Source organism: Nocardia sp. NPDC004260, assembly GCF_053603155.1.
In genome coordinates, this window is the sequence record NZ_JBSGEZ010000072.1 from 1 (window position 1) to 13,855 (window position 13,855).

At 69.1% G+C, this 13,855-nt stretch carries 15 protein-coding genes; 7 read left to right on the forward strand and 8 right to left on the reverse strand.

Annotated features, from left to right (window positions below):
• Positions 1-192: 192 nt before the first annotated feature.
• Positions 193-825 carry a TetR/AcrR family transcriptional regulator gene (locus tag ACWEO7_RS30770; RefSeq protein ID WP_452428401.1) on the forward strand — a complete coding sequence of 211 codons (633 nt, stop codon included), beginning with the start codon at positions 193-195 and terminating at the stop codon, positions 823-825.
• On the opposite strand, the gene ACWEO7_RS30775 is transcribed toward ACWEO7_RS30770, so the two are convergent.
• The 7 genes from ACWEO7_RS30775 to ACWEO7_RS30805 all read right to left on the reverse strand — a co-directional run bounded on the left by ACWEO7_RS30775 (position 822) and on the right by ACWEO7_RS30805 (position 7,504).
• A complete protein-coding gene (locus ACWEO7_RS30775) occupies positions 822-1,508 on the reverse strand; it encodes a hypothetical protein (protein WP_452428403.1) in 687 nt (228 codons plus the stop codon). The two genes, ACWEO7_RS30770 and ACWEO7_RS30775, sit on opposite strands and share 4 nt — an antisense overlap.
• A 67-nt stretch (positions 1,509-1,575) precedes the next feature.
• The gene (locus ACWEO7_RS30780; protein WP_452428405.1) at positions 1,576-2,430 is read right to left on the reverse strand and encodes a sirohydrochlorin chelatase; all 855 of its coding nucleotides are present in this window, start codon (positions 2,428-2,430) and stop codon (positions 1,576-1,578) included.
• A gap of 1 nt (position 2,431) precedes the next feature.
• Positions 2,432-3,727, reverse strand: coding sequence for a sulfate adenylyltransferase subunit 1 (locus tag ACWEO7_RS30785; RefSeq protein WP_452428407.1), 1,296 nt, complete (start codon positions 3,725-3,727; stop codon positions 2,432-2,434).
• A gap of 1 nt (position 3,728) precedes the next feature.
• Positions 3,729-4,661 (reverse strand): sulfate adenylyltransferase subunit CysD, encoded by a 933-nt coding sequence (cysD, locus tag ACWEO7_RS30790; protein WP_452428409.1) that lies wholly within the window; start codon positions 4,659-4,661, stop codon positions 3,729-3,731.
• A gap of 73 nt (positions 4,662-4,734) precedes the next feature.
• Positions 4,735-5,451, reverse strand: coding sequence for a phosphoadenylyl-sulfate reductase (locus ACWEO7_RS30795; protein WP_450018628.1), 717 nt, complete (start codon positions 5,449-5,451; stop codon positions 4,735-4,737).
• Between the two features lie 20 nt (positions 5,452-5,471).
• Positions 5,472-7,286 carry a nitrite/sulfite reductase gene (locus ACWEO7_RS30800; protein ID WP_452428411.1) on the reverse strand — a complete coding sequence of 605 codons (1,815 nt, stop codon included), beginning with the start codon at positions 7,284-7,286 and terminating at the stop codon, positions 5,472-5,474.
• Between the two features lie 125 nt (positions 7,287-7,411).
• Positions 7,412-7,504 (reverse strand): Ms4527A family Cys-rich leader peptide, encoded by a 93-nt coding sequence (locus tag ACWEO7_RS30805; protein ID WP_350909175.1) that lies wholly within the window; start codon positions 7,502-7,504, stop codon positions 7,412-7,414.
• 213 nt (positions 7,505-7,717) lie between these two features.
• Here ACWEO7_RS30805 and ACWEO7_RS30810 point away from each other — a divergent pair, with 213 nt between their 5' ends.
• The 3 genes from ACWEO7_RS30810 (at position 7,718) to ACWEO7_RS30820 (ending at position 9,708) form a co-directional block, all read left to right on the forward strand.
• Positions 7,718-8,125 (forward strand): SgcJ/EcaC family oxidoreductase, encoded by a 408-nt coding sequence (locus ACWEO7_RS30810; RefSeq protein WP_452428412.1) that lies wholly within the window; start codon positions 7,718-7,720, stop codon positions 8,123-8,125.
• Positions 8,126-8,184: 59 nt separating this feature from the next.
• Positions 8,185-9,393 (forward strand): radical SAM family heme chaperone HemW, encoded by a 1,209-nt coding sequence (gene hemW / locus ACWEO7_RS30815; protein ID WP_450018621.1) that lies wholly within the window; start codon positions 8,185-8,187, stop codon positions 9,391-9,393.
• Between the two features lie 105 nt (positions 9,394-9,498).
• Entirely contained in the window at positions 9,499-9,708 is a 210-nt protein-coding gene (locus ACWEO7_RS30820; protein ID WP_355072425.1) for a hypothetical protein, read from the forward strand.
• 3 nt (positions 9,709-9,711) lie between these two features.
• On the opposite strand, the gene ACWEO7_RS30825 is transcribed toward ACWEO7_RS30820, so the two are convergent.
• Positions 9,712-10,671 carry an AraC-like ligand-binding domain-containing protein gene (locus ACWEO7_RS30825; protein ID WP_452428414.1) on the reverse strand — a complete coding sequence of 320 codons (960 nt, stop codon included), beginning with the start codon at positions 10,669-10,671 and terminating at the stop codon, positions 9,712-9,714.
• Positions 10,672-10,860: 189 nt separating this feature from the next.
• Between ACWEO7_RS30825 and ACWEO7_RS30830 the strand changes: the two genes are divergently transcribed.
• From ACWEO7_RS30830 to hrcA, 3 genes are all read left to right on the forward strand, one after another.
• Positions 10,861-11,682, forward strand: a complete 822-nt coding sequence (locus tag ACWEO7_RS30830) for an alpha/beta fold hydrolase (RefSeq protein WP_452428416.1) — start codon at positions 10,861-10,863, stop codon at positions 11,680-11,682.
• A 38-nt stretch (positions 11,683-11,720) separates the two neighbouring features.
• A complete protein-coding gene (locus ACWEO7_RS30835; RefSeq protein WP_452428418.1) occupies positions 11,721-12,524 on the forward strand; it encodes an alpha/beta fold hydrolase in 804 nt (267 codons plus the stop codon).
• A 162-nt stretch (positions 12,525-12,686) separates the two neighbouring features.
• Entirely contained in the window at positions 12,687-13,718 is a 1,032-nt protein-coding gene (hrcA, locus tag ACWEO7_RS30840; protein WP_452428420.1) for a heat-inducible transcriptional repressor HrcA, read from the forward strand.
• Positions 13,719-13,855 lie beyond the last annotated feature (137 nt).

Here is a 13,855-nt window from a genome sequence, read left to right on the forward strand (position 1 = left end):
CCTACGACCCCGCCCGACACGGCGGCGCCCAAACCCTGCAACCACAACCGGTCGCTACTTCTGCGGTATGAGGTTGACATAGGGAGTGTCATGGGAAGTCCTTAGTGGGGGATGCAAAACGCACGATCGTTCGTTCAATGAAAATACGACCATACGTTCGTATGTGCAACAGCTAAGTGGAAGAATGACGTCATGACCGAGTCCGTCACCACACGTGACCAGCCGCGTGGCACCGATCAGCGCTTGGCCAAGGGCGCGCGGGCGCGAGCGTCGATCGCCCGCCGCGCCGCCGACGTGGCGTCTGTCGAGGGCCTCAACGGCCTCAGCATCGGTCGCTTGGCCACCGACCTGGGACTCAGCAAGAGCGGCATCGCCACCCTTTTCGGCAGCAAGGAGAGCCTGCAGATCGCGGCGGTGAAGTCCGCGCGGCAGGTCTTCATCGATGAAGTCATCACGCCGAGCCTGAGCGAGCCGGCCGGCCTACCGCGCCTGCGCGCCCTGGTCGAGCGCTGGCTGGGGCAGGTGGCCGACCCCGCGTTCCCCGGCGGGTGCTTCCGCGTCGCGACCCTCGCCGAGTTCGACAGCAGGCCGGGACCGGTGCGCGACGCCATCGCCGAAGACCGCAGGGACTGGCTCGCGTTCCTGATCAAGGAGATTCGCCGGGCGCAGGACCAGGGCCATTTCGGTGCGCGCAGCGCCGACGCCGTCGCGTTCGAACTGGACGCGGTGATCGCCGCGGCGCACACGGCGCGGCAGATGGGTGACGAGTGGGGCGTCGCTACCGCGCGCGACCTCGTGGCGGATCTGCTCGGCCCGGGCGACTAGTCGGCCGGTGAGCCGTTGACCAGGTAGTCCAGGTAGGAACCCGGGATCGGGGACAGTTCCACGCCTTCGGCGTCCACGATGTGCGGCCGGATGGTGCCGGTGAGGGTGATCTCGGGGCTTTCGATCAGCACCGTGGTCGCTACCGGCAGGGCGAAGAATTGCACCGCGAACGGCATGGCGGTGGCCAGCTCCAGCAGGGTGGTGTAGTACGACGACCGGTGCGCGTGGTCTTCGAAGCATTCCACCGACCAACCGGAGGATTCGGGGTCGTCCGGCTCGGTGCGCGCCAGCACCAGGACCGGTGATTCGAGTCCGCACGACGAGATGGTGGCCCGCTGGTCCTCACCGGGAAAGTCGAGGTGATCGGTGAGGCCGACCCCGGCTGCCACTTCGCGCTGATACCACACATCGCGCAGGGTGCGGTCGACCTGCTCGGCCCAGGTCTGCGCGTCGGTGCGTTCGGTCAGCCCCAACGTGCCGTCGTCGCGACCGCGCACCCGGACCAGATTCCAGCCGATCCGGATCGTCTCGCCGGGGTGGTAGCGCGTGCCCGCCGCGACGGTGGACTCCAGATACGACAGCAGCCAGTTCTCCATGCCGGGCAGCTGCGGCTCGGTGAAGAGAATGGTGAACTCGGGATGTCCGTGGCTGGCGCAGGAGGTGGTGCGGAACGACTCGGCCATGCCACGTTCCTAGCACGCGACAGCGTCATGCGGGCGCGCCAGCCCGGGAGCCGCCGCGAACGCCCGGTCAGGCCGAGAGCGCGCGAGTATCCGCGATCGCCGCGTGATAGCGATCCAGGATGACCTCGGTGAGGGCCGGATGCGCGCCGAGCACATCGGCGTGGATCGCCTCCGGCGCGGCGTCGACGAGGCGATCGGTCAGTAATCCGGGTGCGAGGAACCAGGGAGCGACCAGCACGTGCTCGGCGCCGTGAGCGCGCAGTCGCGAAATCGCCTCGGCGACCGACGGTTCGGTGGTGGCGAAGCAGATCTCGGTGCGCCAGCCGGTGCGGGCGGCCAGGCGGGTGGCCACCTCGGCGGTCCGGGCGTTGGCCGCCGCCGACGACGATCCGACCGCCGCCACCGCGACGCCCAGGCGCCGATCCGCGAAGCGATGCCCGGCGCCGGCGGCGAGGACACGGTCGCGCAGCGCACCGACGAGTCCGGCGTCCACGCCGAGCACGTCGGCTTGGGTCAGGCGCAACCCGAGATGGCGGGCGCGGGCCGCGGCGAGCAGGCCGGGCAGATCGACCCTGGCGTGGAAGGCGCTGCCGAGCAGCAGCGGCGTCACCACCGCGTGTGTGTGCCCGTCGGCGGCGACGGCATCCACCACCTGTTCGACCGACGGGGCGGTGAGATCGAGGAACGCCGTCCTGACGTCGAGGTCCGGACGAGCGGCGGCGACGGCGCCGACCACCTCCGCGACGGTTGCCGCCGACCGCGGATCGCGGCTGCCGTGGGCCACCGCGATCAGCGCGGGCGGTCGCGCCGGGCTGCCGTCGAGCCCGGGGGCGATCGGGGAAGCCGCGCAGCCCGGACCGCCCGCCGGGGCGACAGCGCCCAGGACCGGCGGCGCGCCGAACAGGGCTCGCGACACCGCCATGTCAGGCTCCGGTACCGACCTCGACGGCGGTCAGCACGTCACCGACCAGACCGGCCGCCAGCGTGTTGCCGCCCGCCGGATCGATCAGCAGGAAGCTGCCGGTGTGCCGGTTCGCTCGGTAGTCGTCGGCCGCGATCGGCTCGGCGACCCGCACCGAGATGCGCCCGATGTCGTTGAGCTCCAGCGACTCCGGGTTCGGGTCGGCCGCGAGGCGCTGCTCGTCGAAGCGCTCCAGCAGCGCGCCGACGATCGCCTGGGTGGTTCGGGTGCCGTGCTTGAGCAGCAGCCGCGCACCGGGGCGCAGCGGCTTGTCACCCAGCCAGCACACGGTGGCGTCGAAGGTGTCGATCGGCTCGGGCGCGTCGGCGGCCGCGGCGATGATGTCGCCCCGCGAGATGTCGACCTCGTCGGCCAGGATCAGCGTGACGCTGCGTCCGGCCTGCGCCACCGCGAGTTCGCCGTCGGGGGTGTCGATCCGCTCCACGGTCGTGCGGATGCCCGACGGCAGCACCACGACCTCGTCGCCGGGAGCGACCGCGCCCGCCGCGATCTGTCCCGCGTAGCCGCGGTAGTCCGGGTGCTCGGCGGTGCGCGGCCGGATCACGTACTGCACCGGAAACCGCAGGCCCAGCTCGTGCTCGCCGGTGCTGTCGGCGTCGACCGGCACCGATTCGAGATGCTCGATCAGCGACGGACCGTCGTAGTACGGGGTGTTGTCCGATCGGGTGGCGATGTTGTCGCCGTGCAGCGCCGAGACCGGGATCTCCAGCACGTCTTCGCTCGACCAGCCCAGCGTGCTGGTGAGCTCGTTGAACTCCGCCGAGATGGCGGCGAACACGGCGGCGGCGTCGTCCACCAGATCGATCTTGTTCACGGCGAGCACCAGCTTCGGCACACCGAGCAGCGCCAGCACGGCGGCGTGCCTGCGGGTCTGCTCGATGACGCCCTTGCGCGCGTCGACGAGCAGGATCACCAGCTGCGCGGTGGACGCCCCCGACACGGTGTTGCGGGTGTACTGCACGTGCCCGGGGGTGTCCGCGAGCACGAATGAGCGGCGCGGAGTGGCGAAGTAGCGGTAGGCGACATCGATGGTGATGCCCTGTTCGCGTTCCGCGCGCAACCCGTCCACGAGCAGCGAGAGATCCGGGGTGGCGAGACCTTTGTCCACCGACGCGCGGGTGACGGCGTCGATCTGGTCGGCCAGAACGGATTTCGTGTCGTAGAGCAGGCGTCCGACCAGAGTGGACTTGCCGTCGTCGACAGAACCGGCGGTGGCCAGCCTCAATAGGTCGGACATGTCAGAAATAACCCTCTCGTTTGCGGTCTTCCATCGCGGCTTCGGAGACGCGGTCGTCGCCGCGGGTCGCACCACGTTCGGTCAGTCGGGACGCGGCGACCTCGGCGAGGATCGCCTCATTGTCGGCCGCGTCGGAAAGCACGGCGCCGGTGGAGGATCCGTCGCCCACGGTGCGGTACCGCACCGACCTGGTCTCCAGCACCTCGTCCGCACGCGGGCCGCCCCACACGCCGGGCGTCATCCACATGCTGTCGCGCAGGTACACCGGACGCTCGTGCGCGTAGTAGATGCTCGCCAGGTCGATGTCCTCGCGGGCGATATAGCGCCAGATGTCCAGCTCGGTCCAGTTGCTCAGTGGGAACACGCGCACGTGCTCGCCCGGCGCGTGGCGCCCGTTGTACAGGTTCCACAGCTCGGGGCGCTGCCGCTTCGGGTCCCACTGGCCGAAGGCGTTGCGCAGCGAGAAGATCCGCTCCTTGGCGCGCGAGCGCTCCTCGTCGCGACGGCCGCCGCCGAACACGGCGTCGAACCGATGCTCGCTGATCGCGTCCAGCAGCGGGACGGTCTGCAGCGGGTTGCGGATGCCGTCGGGGCGCTCGGTGAGCCTGCCGTCGGCCAGGTAGTCCTCCACCTTCGCCACGTGCAGGCGCAAGCCGTAGCGCTCGACCACCTTGTCCCGGAACTCCAGCACCTCGGGCAGGTTGTGCCCGGTGTCCACGTGCAGCAGTGCGAACGGCAGCGGTGCGGGCCAGAACGCCTTGAGCGCCAGATGCAACAGCACGGTGGAGTCCTTGCCGCCGGAGAACAGGATCACCGGCCGCTCGAACTCGCCCGCCACCTCGCGGAAGATGTGGATCGCCTCGGATTCCAGCGCGGCGAGGGTGTCGAAGTCGGTGATACCGAGCGAACGTTCGTTGCGAATGGTTTCGGTCATGCTGTGTCCTCTTTTGCATGCCCGAGGGCCCCTACGTGGTTACGCAGGCTGCCTCCTCCGGGCCCTGACTCGGTCATGCTGTGTGCAATCCGCATTCGGTCTTGGCGAGGCCGGCCCAACGGCCGCTTCTCGGATCGGCTCCCGGCTCCGGCTTCCGTGTGCACGGAGCGCAGCCGATGGACGGATACCCCTCCTCCACCAGGGGATTGACGAGGATGCCGTGCTTTTCGATGTAGTCCTGCATCTCGTCGTCGGACCACGGCGCGATCGGGTTGATCTTCACCAGGCCGAACGCCTCGTCGAACGAGATCAGCGGTGCGTTCGCCCGGGTCGGCGCCTCCACCCGGCGGATGCCGGTGACCCAGGCGTTGTAGCCCGCGAGGGACTTCTGCAACGGGACGACCTTGCGCAACCGGCAGCACTCGTTGGGCTCGCGGGCGAACAGATCCTTGCCGAGCAGCCGATCCTGTTCGGCGACGGAGTGTTCCGGCCGGACGTTGACCACGTTCACCCCGTACACGGCCTCCACCGCGTCCCGGGTGCCGATGGTCTCGGCGAAGTGGTAGCCGGTGTCCAGGAAGAGCACGTCGACGCCGGCACGCACGCCCGCGGCCAGGTGCACCAGCACGCCGTCCTGCATGTTGGAGGCCACGATGTAGTTCGCGCCGAAGGTGTCCTCGGTCCACCGCAGGAGTTCGGTCGCCGAGGCGCCGTCGAGTTCGGCGGCGCCGCGCGCGGCGATGGCGCGGAGCTCGTCCTCGGACAGCTTTTCCGCGAGTTCGGTTGTCACAATTGATCTCCCGTCGACACTTATCTCAGGTCGGCCTCGTCGGCGCGGACCGCCCACTGGGCGAACCGTTCGCCGTCCGAACGTTGCTTGACGAAGTTGCGCACCACCCGGTCGATGTAGTCGCCGAGTTCCTTAGTGGTCACTTTGTGCTGGCGCAGCTTGCGCCCGAACGCGCTGTCGAAGCCGAGGCTGCCGCCGAGGTGAACCTGGAAGCCCTCCACCTGATTCCCGGTGCCGTCATCGACCAGCTGGCCCTTGAACCCGATGTCGGCGATCTGCGAGCGGGCGCAGGAGTTCGGGCAACCGTTGATGTTGATCGTGATCGGGACATCCAGCTGCGCGTTCAGATCCGCCAGTCGTTCCTCCAGCTCCGGCACCAGCGCCTGGGAGCGCTTGCGCGTCTCGGCGAAGGAGAGTTTGCAGAACTCGATACCGCTGCAGGCCATCAGATTCCGTCGCCACAGCGAGGGTCGCGCCTGCAGGCCGAGGGGTTCCAGCTCGTCGATCAGCGCGTCGACCTTGTCGGCGGGAACGTCGAGCACGATCAGCTTCTGGTACGGGGTGAACCGGACGCGATCGGAGCCGATCCGCTCGACCGCGTCGGCGACCTTGGTCAGGACGGTGCCCGACACCCGGCCCGCGATGGGGGAGAAGCCGACCGCGTTGAGTCCATTGCGCAGCCGCTGCACGCCGACGTGGTCGATCGGCTTGGTCGGCTGCTCGGGCGCGGGGCCGTCGATCAGCTTGCGCTTCAGGTACTCGTCCTCCAGCACCTGGCGGAACTTCTCGATGCCCCAGTCCTTGATCAGGAACTTCAGGCGCGCCTTGGTGCGCAGGCGGCGGTAGCCGTAGTCGCGGAACACCGATACGACGGCTTCCCATACGTCCGGCACCTCGTCCAGCGGCACCCACACGCCCACCCGCTTGGCGAGCATCGGGTTGGTGGACAGTCCGCCGCCGACCCACAGGTCCAGACCGGGGCCGTGTTCGGGATGCACGACACCGACGAACGCGACGTCGTTGATCTCGTGCACCACGTCCTGCTGGCCGGAGATCGCGGTCTTGAACTTGCGCGGCAGGTTGGAGTACTCCTTCTTGCCGATATAGCGGCGCACGATCTCCTCGATCGCGGGCGTCGGGTCGATGATCTCGTTCAGCGACTCGCCGGCCAGCGGGGACCCGAGCACCACGCGCGGGCAGTCGCCGCACGCCTCGGTGGTCTTCAGGCCGACGGCCTCGATCCGCTTCCAGATCTCCGGGACGTTCTCCACCTCGATCCAGTGGTACTGCACGTTCTCCCGGTCGGACAGATCCGCGGTGTCGCGCGCGAACTCGGTGGAGATCTCGCCCAGCGTGCGCAGTTGCGCGACGTTCAGCGCACCGGCGTCGCAGCGGATGCGCATCATGAAGTACTTGGCCTCGAGCAGATCGATGTTCTCGTCACCGGTCCAGGTGCCGTCGTAGCCCTGCTCGCGCTGGGTGTACAGACCCCACCAGCGGAACCGGCCGCGCAAGTCGCCCTTGTCGATACCGTCGAAGCCGGTCTTGGCGTAGATGTTCTCGATGCGGGCGCGGACGTTGAGGGGGTTGTCGTCCTTCTTGGACTGCTCGTTCGGGTTCAGCGGCTCGCGGTAACCCAGCGCCCACTGACCCTCGGCCTTGCGGCGCACGGGCTTGCCGGTGCGGACGCGCGGTCCGGTCGTGGTCGCCTCGGGACGCGGCCGATCCGGGCGGACCCGGCGTTCGGATGCCGGGCGTTCGGGGCGCGCGCGGTGCCCCGGCTGGGATTCGGGCGTGGGCTGATCGGTCGGACCGGCGTCGGGGCTCGACGTCATGGGGTCGCTCCTGCGGGGTGGGTGGTACATCCTGCTGAGAGGCGCGAGAGGCTGACTCACGCCTGCGGTGTCAGCGGGCCGATGAAGTCGGGATCGCCGGGGACCCGGGGATCGGGCGCGCTGAGCTACCGGGGGGAACCGGGCAGACAGCAGGCGCTACAGACGCGCTTGTAATCGACGTGGCGACGGGCCACCAGTCGAATCTCCAGAGCGCGCATGCGGCCTATTGTGCCACGTCAGCGATGGCCTTCCGACCCTGCGTCGGGTATTTCCCGTAAATCTGCGGGAAATCCCCTGGACGTTCGACCCAGTTTGTGACGGCAGTCATAGTTCCGCGCCCCAACCAGGCGCGTGATACGGCGACCGCGCCGTCTGTGACACTGCGCACCTCGCTTGACCTCGAGTGAAGTGGAGGTTGGACGCTCGGCGTCATGAGTACCACAACTGTCGACGCCACCGGCGAGCTCGAAGCCATCCGCGCGGTGGTCGCGAGCGTCCAGCACGCCCAGCGCAACGAGCTCGTCGACGAATTCGTCGCGCTGTTCCGGGAGGACGCGATCTGGACCACCGCACACGGCAAACGCCTCTTCGGACGGGCGGCCATCGCGGAGTTCACCGCGCAGGTGCTGCCCGGGGCCACCGCACACGGCACGGCGACCTACGAGGTCGAGCACGTGCTGTTCATCCGCCCGGATGTGGTGGCGGTGAAGGTGCGCCAGCGTTATTTCACCGACGCGGGTGCTCTGGACAGCGAAGGTAGCCCGATGTACGTGATGTCCAAGGAGGACGGCCGCTGGTTGCTCACCGCGAACCAGAACACTCCGGTCGTGGCGGACTGAAGGGCCGGTAGCGGAGTCCCGGCCGTCGGCGCGGTCGCGGCGACGTTCACACTGGACAGGTGAGTTCTTCCGCCGCTACCGCGAGCACCGACACCTCCGCGCCGGTGCTACGCGACTTCGGCGATGGGCCGTTCGGGATCTACGTGCACGTGCCGTTCTGCGCCACGCGGTGCGGCTACTGCGACTTCAACACCTACACCGCGGGGGAGCTCGGCAGCTCGGCCTCGCCGCAGTCGTGGCTGGCGGCGTTGCGCGGCGAGCTGGCGACCGCCGCCGAACAGTTCGCGGCGTTGCCCACCACGACGCCGGAAGTGTCCACCGTCTTCGTCGGCGGAGGGACGCCCTCCCTGCTGGGCGGCGACGGGCTCGCCGCGGTGCTGGACGCCGTGCGCGCCGAGTTCACCTTCGCCGCCGGGGCCGAGGTCACCACGGAGTCCAATCCGGAATCCACCTCGCCGGAATTCTTCGAGCGCATCCGGGCGGCCGGGTTCACCAGGGTGTCGCTGGGCATGCAGTCCGCCGCGGCGCACGTGTTGAAAGTGCTCGATCGCACGCACACCCCCGGCCGCGCGGTGGCCGCCGCGCTGGAGGCGCGCACCGCTGGATTCGAGCACGTCAACCTCGATCTGATCTACGGAACCCCGGGTGAGCGCGATGCCGATCTGGACGCCAGCCTGGACGCGGTGCTCAGCGCGGGCGTCGACCACGTTTCCGCCTATTCGCTGATCGTGGAGGACGGCACCGCGCTGGCCAGGCGGGTACGCCGCGGCGAGTTGCCCGCGCCGGACGACGACGTGCTCGCCGCACGTTACGAGCGCATCGACGCCCGACTGCGCTCGGCCGGATTCGGTTGGTACGAGGTGTCGAACTGGGCCGTCGGCGACGCCGCGGTCTGCAGGCACAACCTCGGTTACTGGGACGGCGGTGACTGGCTCGGCGCAGGACCGGGCGCGCACAGTCACGTCGGGGGCGTGCGGTGGTGGAACGTGAAGCACCCCGCTCGATACGCCGATCGCGTCGGCGCGGGCGGGCTGCCCGCGGCGGGCTGGGAGGCGCTGAGCGCGGACGAGCGCTACACCGAGCGGGTCATGCTCGCCGTCCGGCTGCGCACCGGCCTGCCGCTGGCCGAGCTGGCGTCCTCCGCGCGCACCGCCGTCGATCGCGTGGTCGCCGACGGCCTCGCCGTGCGCACCGCGGACGACCGGCTCGTCCTCACCGACCGCGGCCGTCTGCTCGCCGACGGTGTCGTCCGCGAACTGCTCGACTGATCCCGTGCGGGATCACGGTCGGGTCAACGCGATGCACTTTATGTCTCGTTCCGGTAACACGGTGCGCACCGGCCGCGTAGTCTGCGACCAACCCCAAGGAGACTCATGGCCTCGGCACCACGTATGACCCTCATCCACGAACCAGGCGAGTTCGCGGAGGCGCGAGCAGCGGAGAAAGCGGAAAACGCGCGCCAGTGCGCCGTCGCCGCCCGCACTGTCGCGAGCTACGCGGAGAACGCCGCCGACTGCGAGTCGCTGCTGGCGATGCTCGGTCTCGATGCGCTCGCGGGCAAGCAGGCGAAAACCTGCGGTTGACCATTACGCCTCGTCCGGGGCGAGGGCGGTTCTGCGCCATTCCCGTGGCGTGAGCCCGTAGGCGGCGCGGAAGCGCCGGGCGAAATGTGACGGATCGCGGAAGCCCCAGCGCCGCGCGATCATCGCGATCGTCCGATGCTTCTGGTCCGGACGAGTCAGATCGCCGTGTACCCGCTCGAGACGCTGGCTGATGATTCCCTGCTCGAGACTGCACTCCGTGTTCGCGTAGATCTTGTAGAGCTGCCGGACCGACATGTTGTGCGCCTTGGCGATCTGTTCGGCGCCGAGACCGGGATCCGCCAGATTGCGCCGGATATAGGCGCGAATCCGGGACAGCAGGATGTCGGAGGGGACGACGGAGCCGTCGTCGGCGCACGCCGACAACAACAGTCCCCGGATCAGCTCGATGCTGGCGCAACCCGACAGGGCGGCCGCCGGGTCGGCGCTGAGCGCGTCCGCGTCGGCGGTCAGTTGGACGATGTGGTTGGCCACCAGCCGGTAGTGCGGGCTGTCCTGCACTCTGGCGGCGGCCCGACCGATCAGATCGGCGGGCAGGCCGAGCTGATCGAGCGGCACGTGCAGGCAGGTCGACGCCCCGTCGCCGCGCCGGCTGAAGTCGTAGGGCGCGTTCATATCCATGACGTGCAGATCGCCCGGTCGCACGACGCGACGGACGCCGGCCTGCTCGTACCGTCCGTCGCCCGCCTGCTGCACCGCGACCGCCAGCACCGGCGCGGGGGAGGCCCTGACCTGCTTGGGCGTGCGGATCAGGTGGATGCCCGAGGTGCTGGCGCGCACGATGCGCGCCTCGCCGAACCGCCACACGTCGAACGTGGCGTGCACACGCTCGTCCGGCCCGTCCAGCACCACATGGGACGGGACCGATGCCTCTTGTACCGCCGCGGCCACCGCGTCCGCTCGCTCGTGCGGCGCGATGGTGTCCGAATTGAACACGACCGTCATCACAGCCTCCGTCGCAAATGAGACAGATTCGGCAATCCTCGCATGGAACCTGCCGACCGGGCCGTGCATTCTGAGCCGAAGATCGTGCACGCAGAGTCGTTTCTCCGGCGGCCGCCCGTCATACGCTGTCGGTCGACCAAGATCGATCCCCGGTTCACCCGACATCCGTCCAGATCGAAGGGAACTGCCATGCCGACGATCACCACCACCGATGGCGTCGAGATCTACTACAAGGACTGGGGTGCCGGACGTCCGGTGGTGTTCAGCCACGGCTGGCCGCTGAACGGGGACGCCTGGGACAACCGGATGAACCTGGTGGCGAACAACGGCTATCGCGCCATCGCCCACGATCGGCGCGCGCACGGACGCTCGAGCGACGTGTGGGGCGGGCACGACATGGACCACTACGCCGACGACCTCGCCGCGGTGCTGAACGAGCTGGACATCAAGGACGCGATACTGGTCGGGCACTCGACCGGCGGCGGCGAGGTGACCAGGTATCTGTCCCGGCACGGCACATCGCGGGTGGTCAAGGCGGTGCTGGTCGGCGCGGTCCCGCCGTTGATGCTGAAGACCGCGAGCAATCCGGAAGGGACGCCGATCGAGGCGTTCGACGACATCCGCGCGGGCGTGGCCGCCGACCGCTCGCAGTTCTGGAAGGATCTGGCGATCCCGTTCTACGGCGCCAACCGCCCCGGATCGAAGGTCTCGCAAGGACTGCGCGACCACTTCTGGTTGATGGGCATGCAGGTGGGACTCAAGGGCGCGTTCGACTGCGTCAAGGCGTTCTCCGAGACCGATTTCACCGCCGAGCTGCCGAGCATCGAGATCCCGGTGCTGGTGGCGCACGGCGACGACGACCAGATCGTGCCGCTCGCCGCCGCGGGTGCCAAGACGGCGAAATTGCTGCCGAGGGCCGAGTTGAAGGTGTACCCCGGCGCTCCGCACGGCCTGTGCGGCGACTACGAGAAGGCGTTCGACGCCGATCTGCTGGACTTCCTGAGGAGCTGAGGAGCTGAGGAGCCGAGGAGCTGAGGAGCCGAGAGCCGATGCCGAACAAACGCTATCTGCGCCGTGCTGTGGCCGCGCTGGCCCTCCTGTTCGCCGCCACCACAGCGGCCGGGCCGGCGCAAGCGCAATCGCTGCCCACCGTCGTGCTCGTGCACGGCGCCTTCGCCGACACCACCAGCTGGGACGGTGTCGCCGCCGTGCTGCGCGAGCGCGGCTACCGCGTGGTGACGCCGGAGAACCCGCTGCGCGGGCCCGCCTACGACGCGGCCGCCGTGCAGCGCACGCTGGACACGATCAGCGGTCCCGTCGTGCTGGCGGGGCACTCCTACGGCGGCTTCGTGATCAGCAACGTGCACGATCCCAAGGTCGAATCGCTGGTGTACATCGCGGCTTTCGCGCCGGTGGAAGGCGAGGTGGCGCAGGCCGAACTCGACCCGATCCGTTTCCCGGGCAGCCAGCTGCTGCCGCCCGCGCTGCAGGTGAAGCTCGTCGACGACGTCACGGGTGTCGCCGGGAAGAACTTGGACGCGTATGTCGCACCCGCCAGCTTCCATGACGTCTTCGCCCAGGACGTCGGTCCGGAGACCGCGGCGGACATGATCGTCCATCAGCGCTCCATCGCCGTGAAGGCCAATCTCGAACCGTCCGGGCCGCCCGCGTGGTCCGGCACGCCGAGCTGGTATCTGGTCTCCGCCGACGACCGGGTCATCCCGCCGTCCTCGCAGCGCTTCATGGCCCAGCGCATGGCGGCTCGAACCGGTGAGATCGAGGCCTCGCACGCCTCGCTGGTCTCCCGGCCCGACGCCGTGGCCGCGGTGATCGACGCCGCCGTTCCGCGCTGAGCTTCGCACCGCTCCTTCGTCCCGTTGCAGGCGAGAGATCCGGTTACCGACAATTAGACTGGATCGACGGACGAACCGAGGTCGGCCCGCGATGTGCGGCCGGCCCGGGACGTCGGCGCCGGGTACGGCGTGACAGGAGACGAGAGCGAGGAGGTGCGGCCGATGTCGAGCACCGAGGATCGGCGCTTCGAGGTCCTGCGTGCCATCGTCGCGGACTATGTCGCGACCAAGGAGCCGATCGGGTCTAAGACGCTGGTCGAGCGGCACAACCTGGGTGTTTCCAGCGCGACGGTGCGCAACGACATGGCGGTGCTGGAGGCCGAGGGCTACATCACCCAGCCGCACACGAGTTCCGGCCGCATCCCCACCGACAAGGGCTACCGGCAGTTCGTGGACCGGATCTCCGAGGTGAAGCCGCTGTCGTCGGCGGAGCGCAGGGCGATCCTCCAGTTTTTGGAGTCCGGCGTCGACCTCGACGACGTGCTGCGCCGGGGCGTCCGCTTGCTCGCTCAGCTGACCAGGCAGGTCGCCGTCGTGCAGTACCCGACGGTGTCGGCGTCCACGGTGCGGCACATCGAGGTGGTGGCGCTCAATCCCGCCCGCCTGCTGCTGGTGGTGATCACCGACACCGGCCGGGTCGACCAGCGCCTGGTGGAGCTCGGCGCGCTGATCGATGACGAGGATCTGGCCGCGCTGCGCGGCATGCTCGGCGGCGCGATGGACGGCAAACGCCTGGCCGCGGCCTCCGCGGCGGTGGCCGAGCTGCCCGAGCACGCTCCGTTGCGGCTGCGCGACGTGCTGGTGCGGGTGTCCACGGTGCTGGTGGAGACCCTGGTGGAGCACCCAGAGGAGCGATTGGTGCTCGGCGGCACCGCCAACCTCACCCGCAACGCCGCCGACTTCGGTTTCCCCAGCTCGCTGCGTTCGGTTTTGGAGGCACTCGAGGAGCAGGTGATCGTGCTCAAGCTGCTCGCCGCGGCCCAGCAACCGGGGACGGTGACGGTGCGGATCGGGGAGGAGACGCAGGTCGAGCAGATGCGCGGCACGTCGGTGGTGTCGACCGGCTACGGCGCGGCGGGCGCCGTGCTCGGCGGTATGGGGGTGCTCGGGCCCACCCGGATGGACTACCCGGGCACGATCGCATCGGTGGCGGCCGTCGCCCGATACATCGGCGAGGTCCTCGCCGAGCGCTGACGCGACGACACCACTGATACGCTCGATCTTTCGGCCGGATAAAGTTGAGTGCACAAGACTAATGCTGTTGTCGGCGCCCTTCACGGCGGCGCGGGCACCGGCGGCACTGTCGAGAACGACCAAGGACTAGAGAACTC

What these genes read in the sequence shown, in the direction of transcription:
- ACWEO7_RS30830 (WP_452428416.1), top strand. Translation starts at nt 10,861, where the DNA reads ATGCCGACGATCACCACCACCGATGGCGTCGAGATCTACTACAAGGAC.
- ACWEO7_RS30825 (WP_452428414.1), bottom strand. Translation starts at nt 10,671, where the DNA reads ATGACGGTCGTGTTCAATTCGGACACCATCGCGCCGCACGAGCGAGCG.
- ACWEO7_RS30780 (WP_452428405.1), bottom strand. Translation starts at nt 2,430, where the DNA reads ATGGCGGTGTCGCGAGCCCTGTTCGGCGCGCCGCCGGTCCTGGGCGCT.
- cysD (WP_452428409.1), bottom strand. Translation starts at nt 4,661, where the DNA reads ATGACCGAAACCATTCGCAACGAACGTTCGCTCGGTATCACCGACTTC.
- ACWEO7_RS30800 (WP_452428411.1), bottom strand. Translation starts at nt 7,286, where the DNA reads ATGACGTCGAGCCCCGACGCCGGTCCGACCGATCAGCCCACGCCCGAA.
- ACWEO7_RS30775 (WP_452428403.1), bottom strand. Translation starts at nt 1,508, where the DNA reads ATGGCCGAGTCGTTCCGCACCACCTCCTGCGCCAGCCACGGACATCCC.
- ACWEO7_RS30805 (WP_350909175.1), bottom strand. Translation starts at nt 7,504, where the DNA reads ATGCGCGCTCTGGAGATTCGACTGGTGGCCCGTCGCCACGTCGATTAC.
- ACWEO7_RS30835 (WP_452428418.1), top strand. Translation starts at nt 11,721, where the DNA reads ATGCCGAACAAACGCTATCTGCGCCGTGCTGTGGCCGCGCTGGCCCTC.
- hrcA (WP_452428420.1), top strand. Translation starts at nt 12,687, where the DNA reads ATGTCGAGCACCGAGGATCGGCGCTTCGAGGTCCTGCGTGCCATCGTC.
- ACWEO7_RS30810 (WP_452428412.1), top strand. Translation starts at nt 7,718, where the DNA reads ATGAGTACCACAACTGTCGACGCCACCGGCGAGCTCGAAGCCATCCGC.
- ACWEO7_RS30820 (WP_355072425.1), top strand. Translation starts at nt 9,499, where the DNA reads ATGGCCTCGGCACCACGTATGACCCTCATCCACGAACCAGGCGAGTTC.
- ACWEO7_RS30785 (WP_452428407.1), bottom strand. Translation starts at nt 3,727, where the DNA reads ATGTCCGACCTATTGAGGCTGGCCACCGCCGGTTCTGTCGACGACGGC.
- ACWEO7_RS30770 (WP_452428401.1), top strand. Translation starts at nt 193, where the DNA reads ATGACCGAGTCCGTCACCACACGTGACCAGCCGCGTGGCACCGATCAG.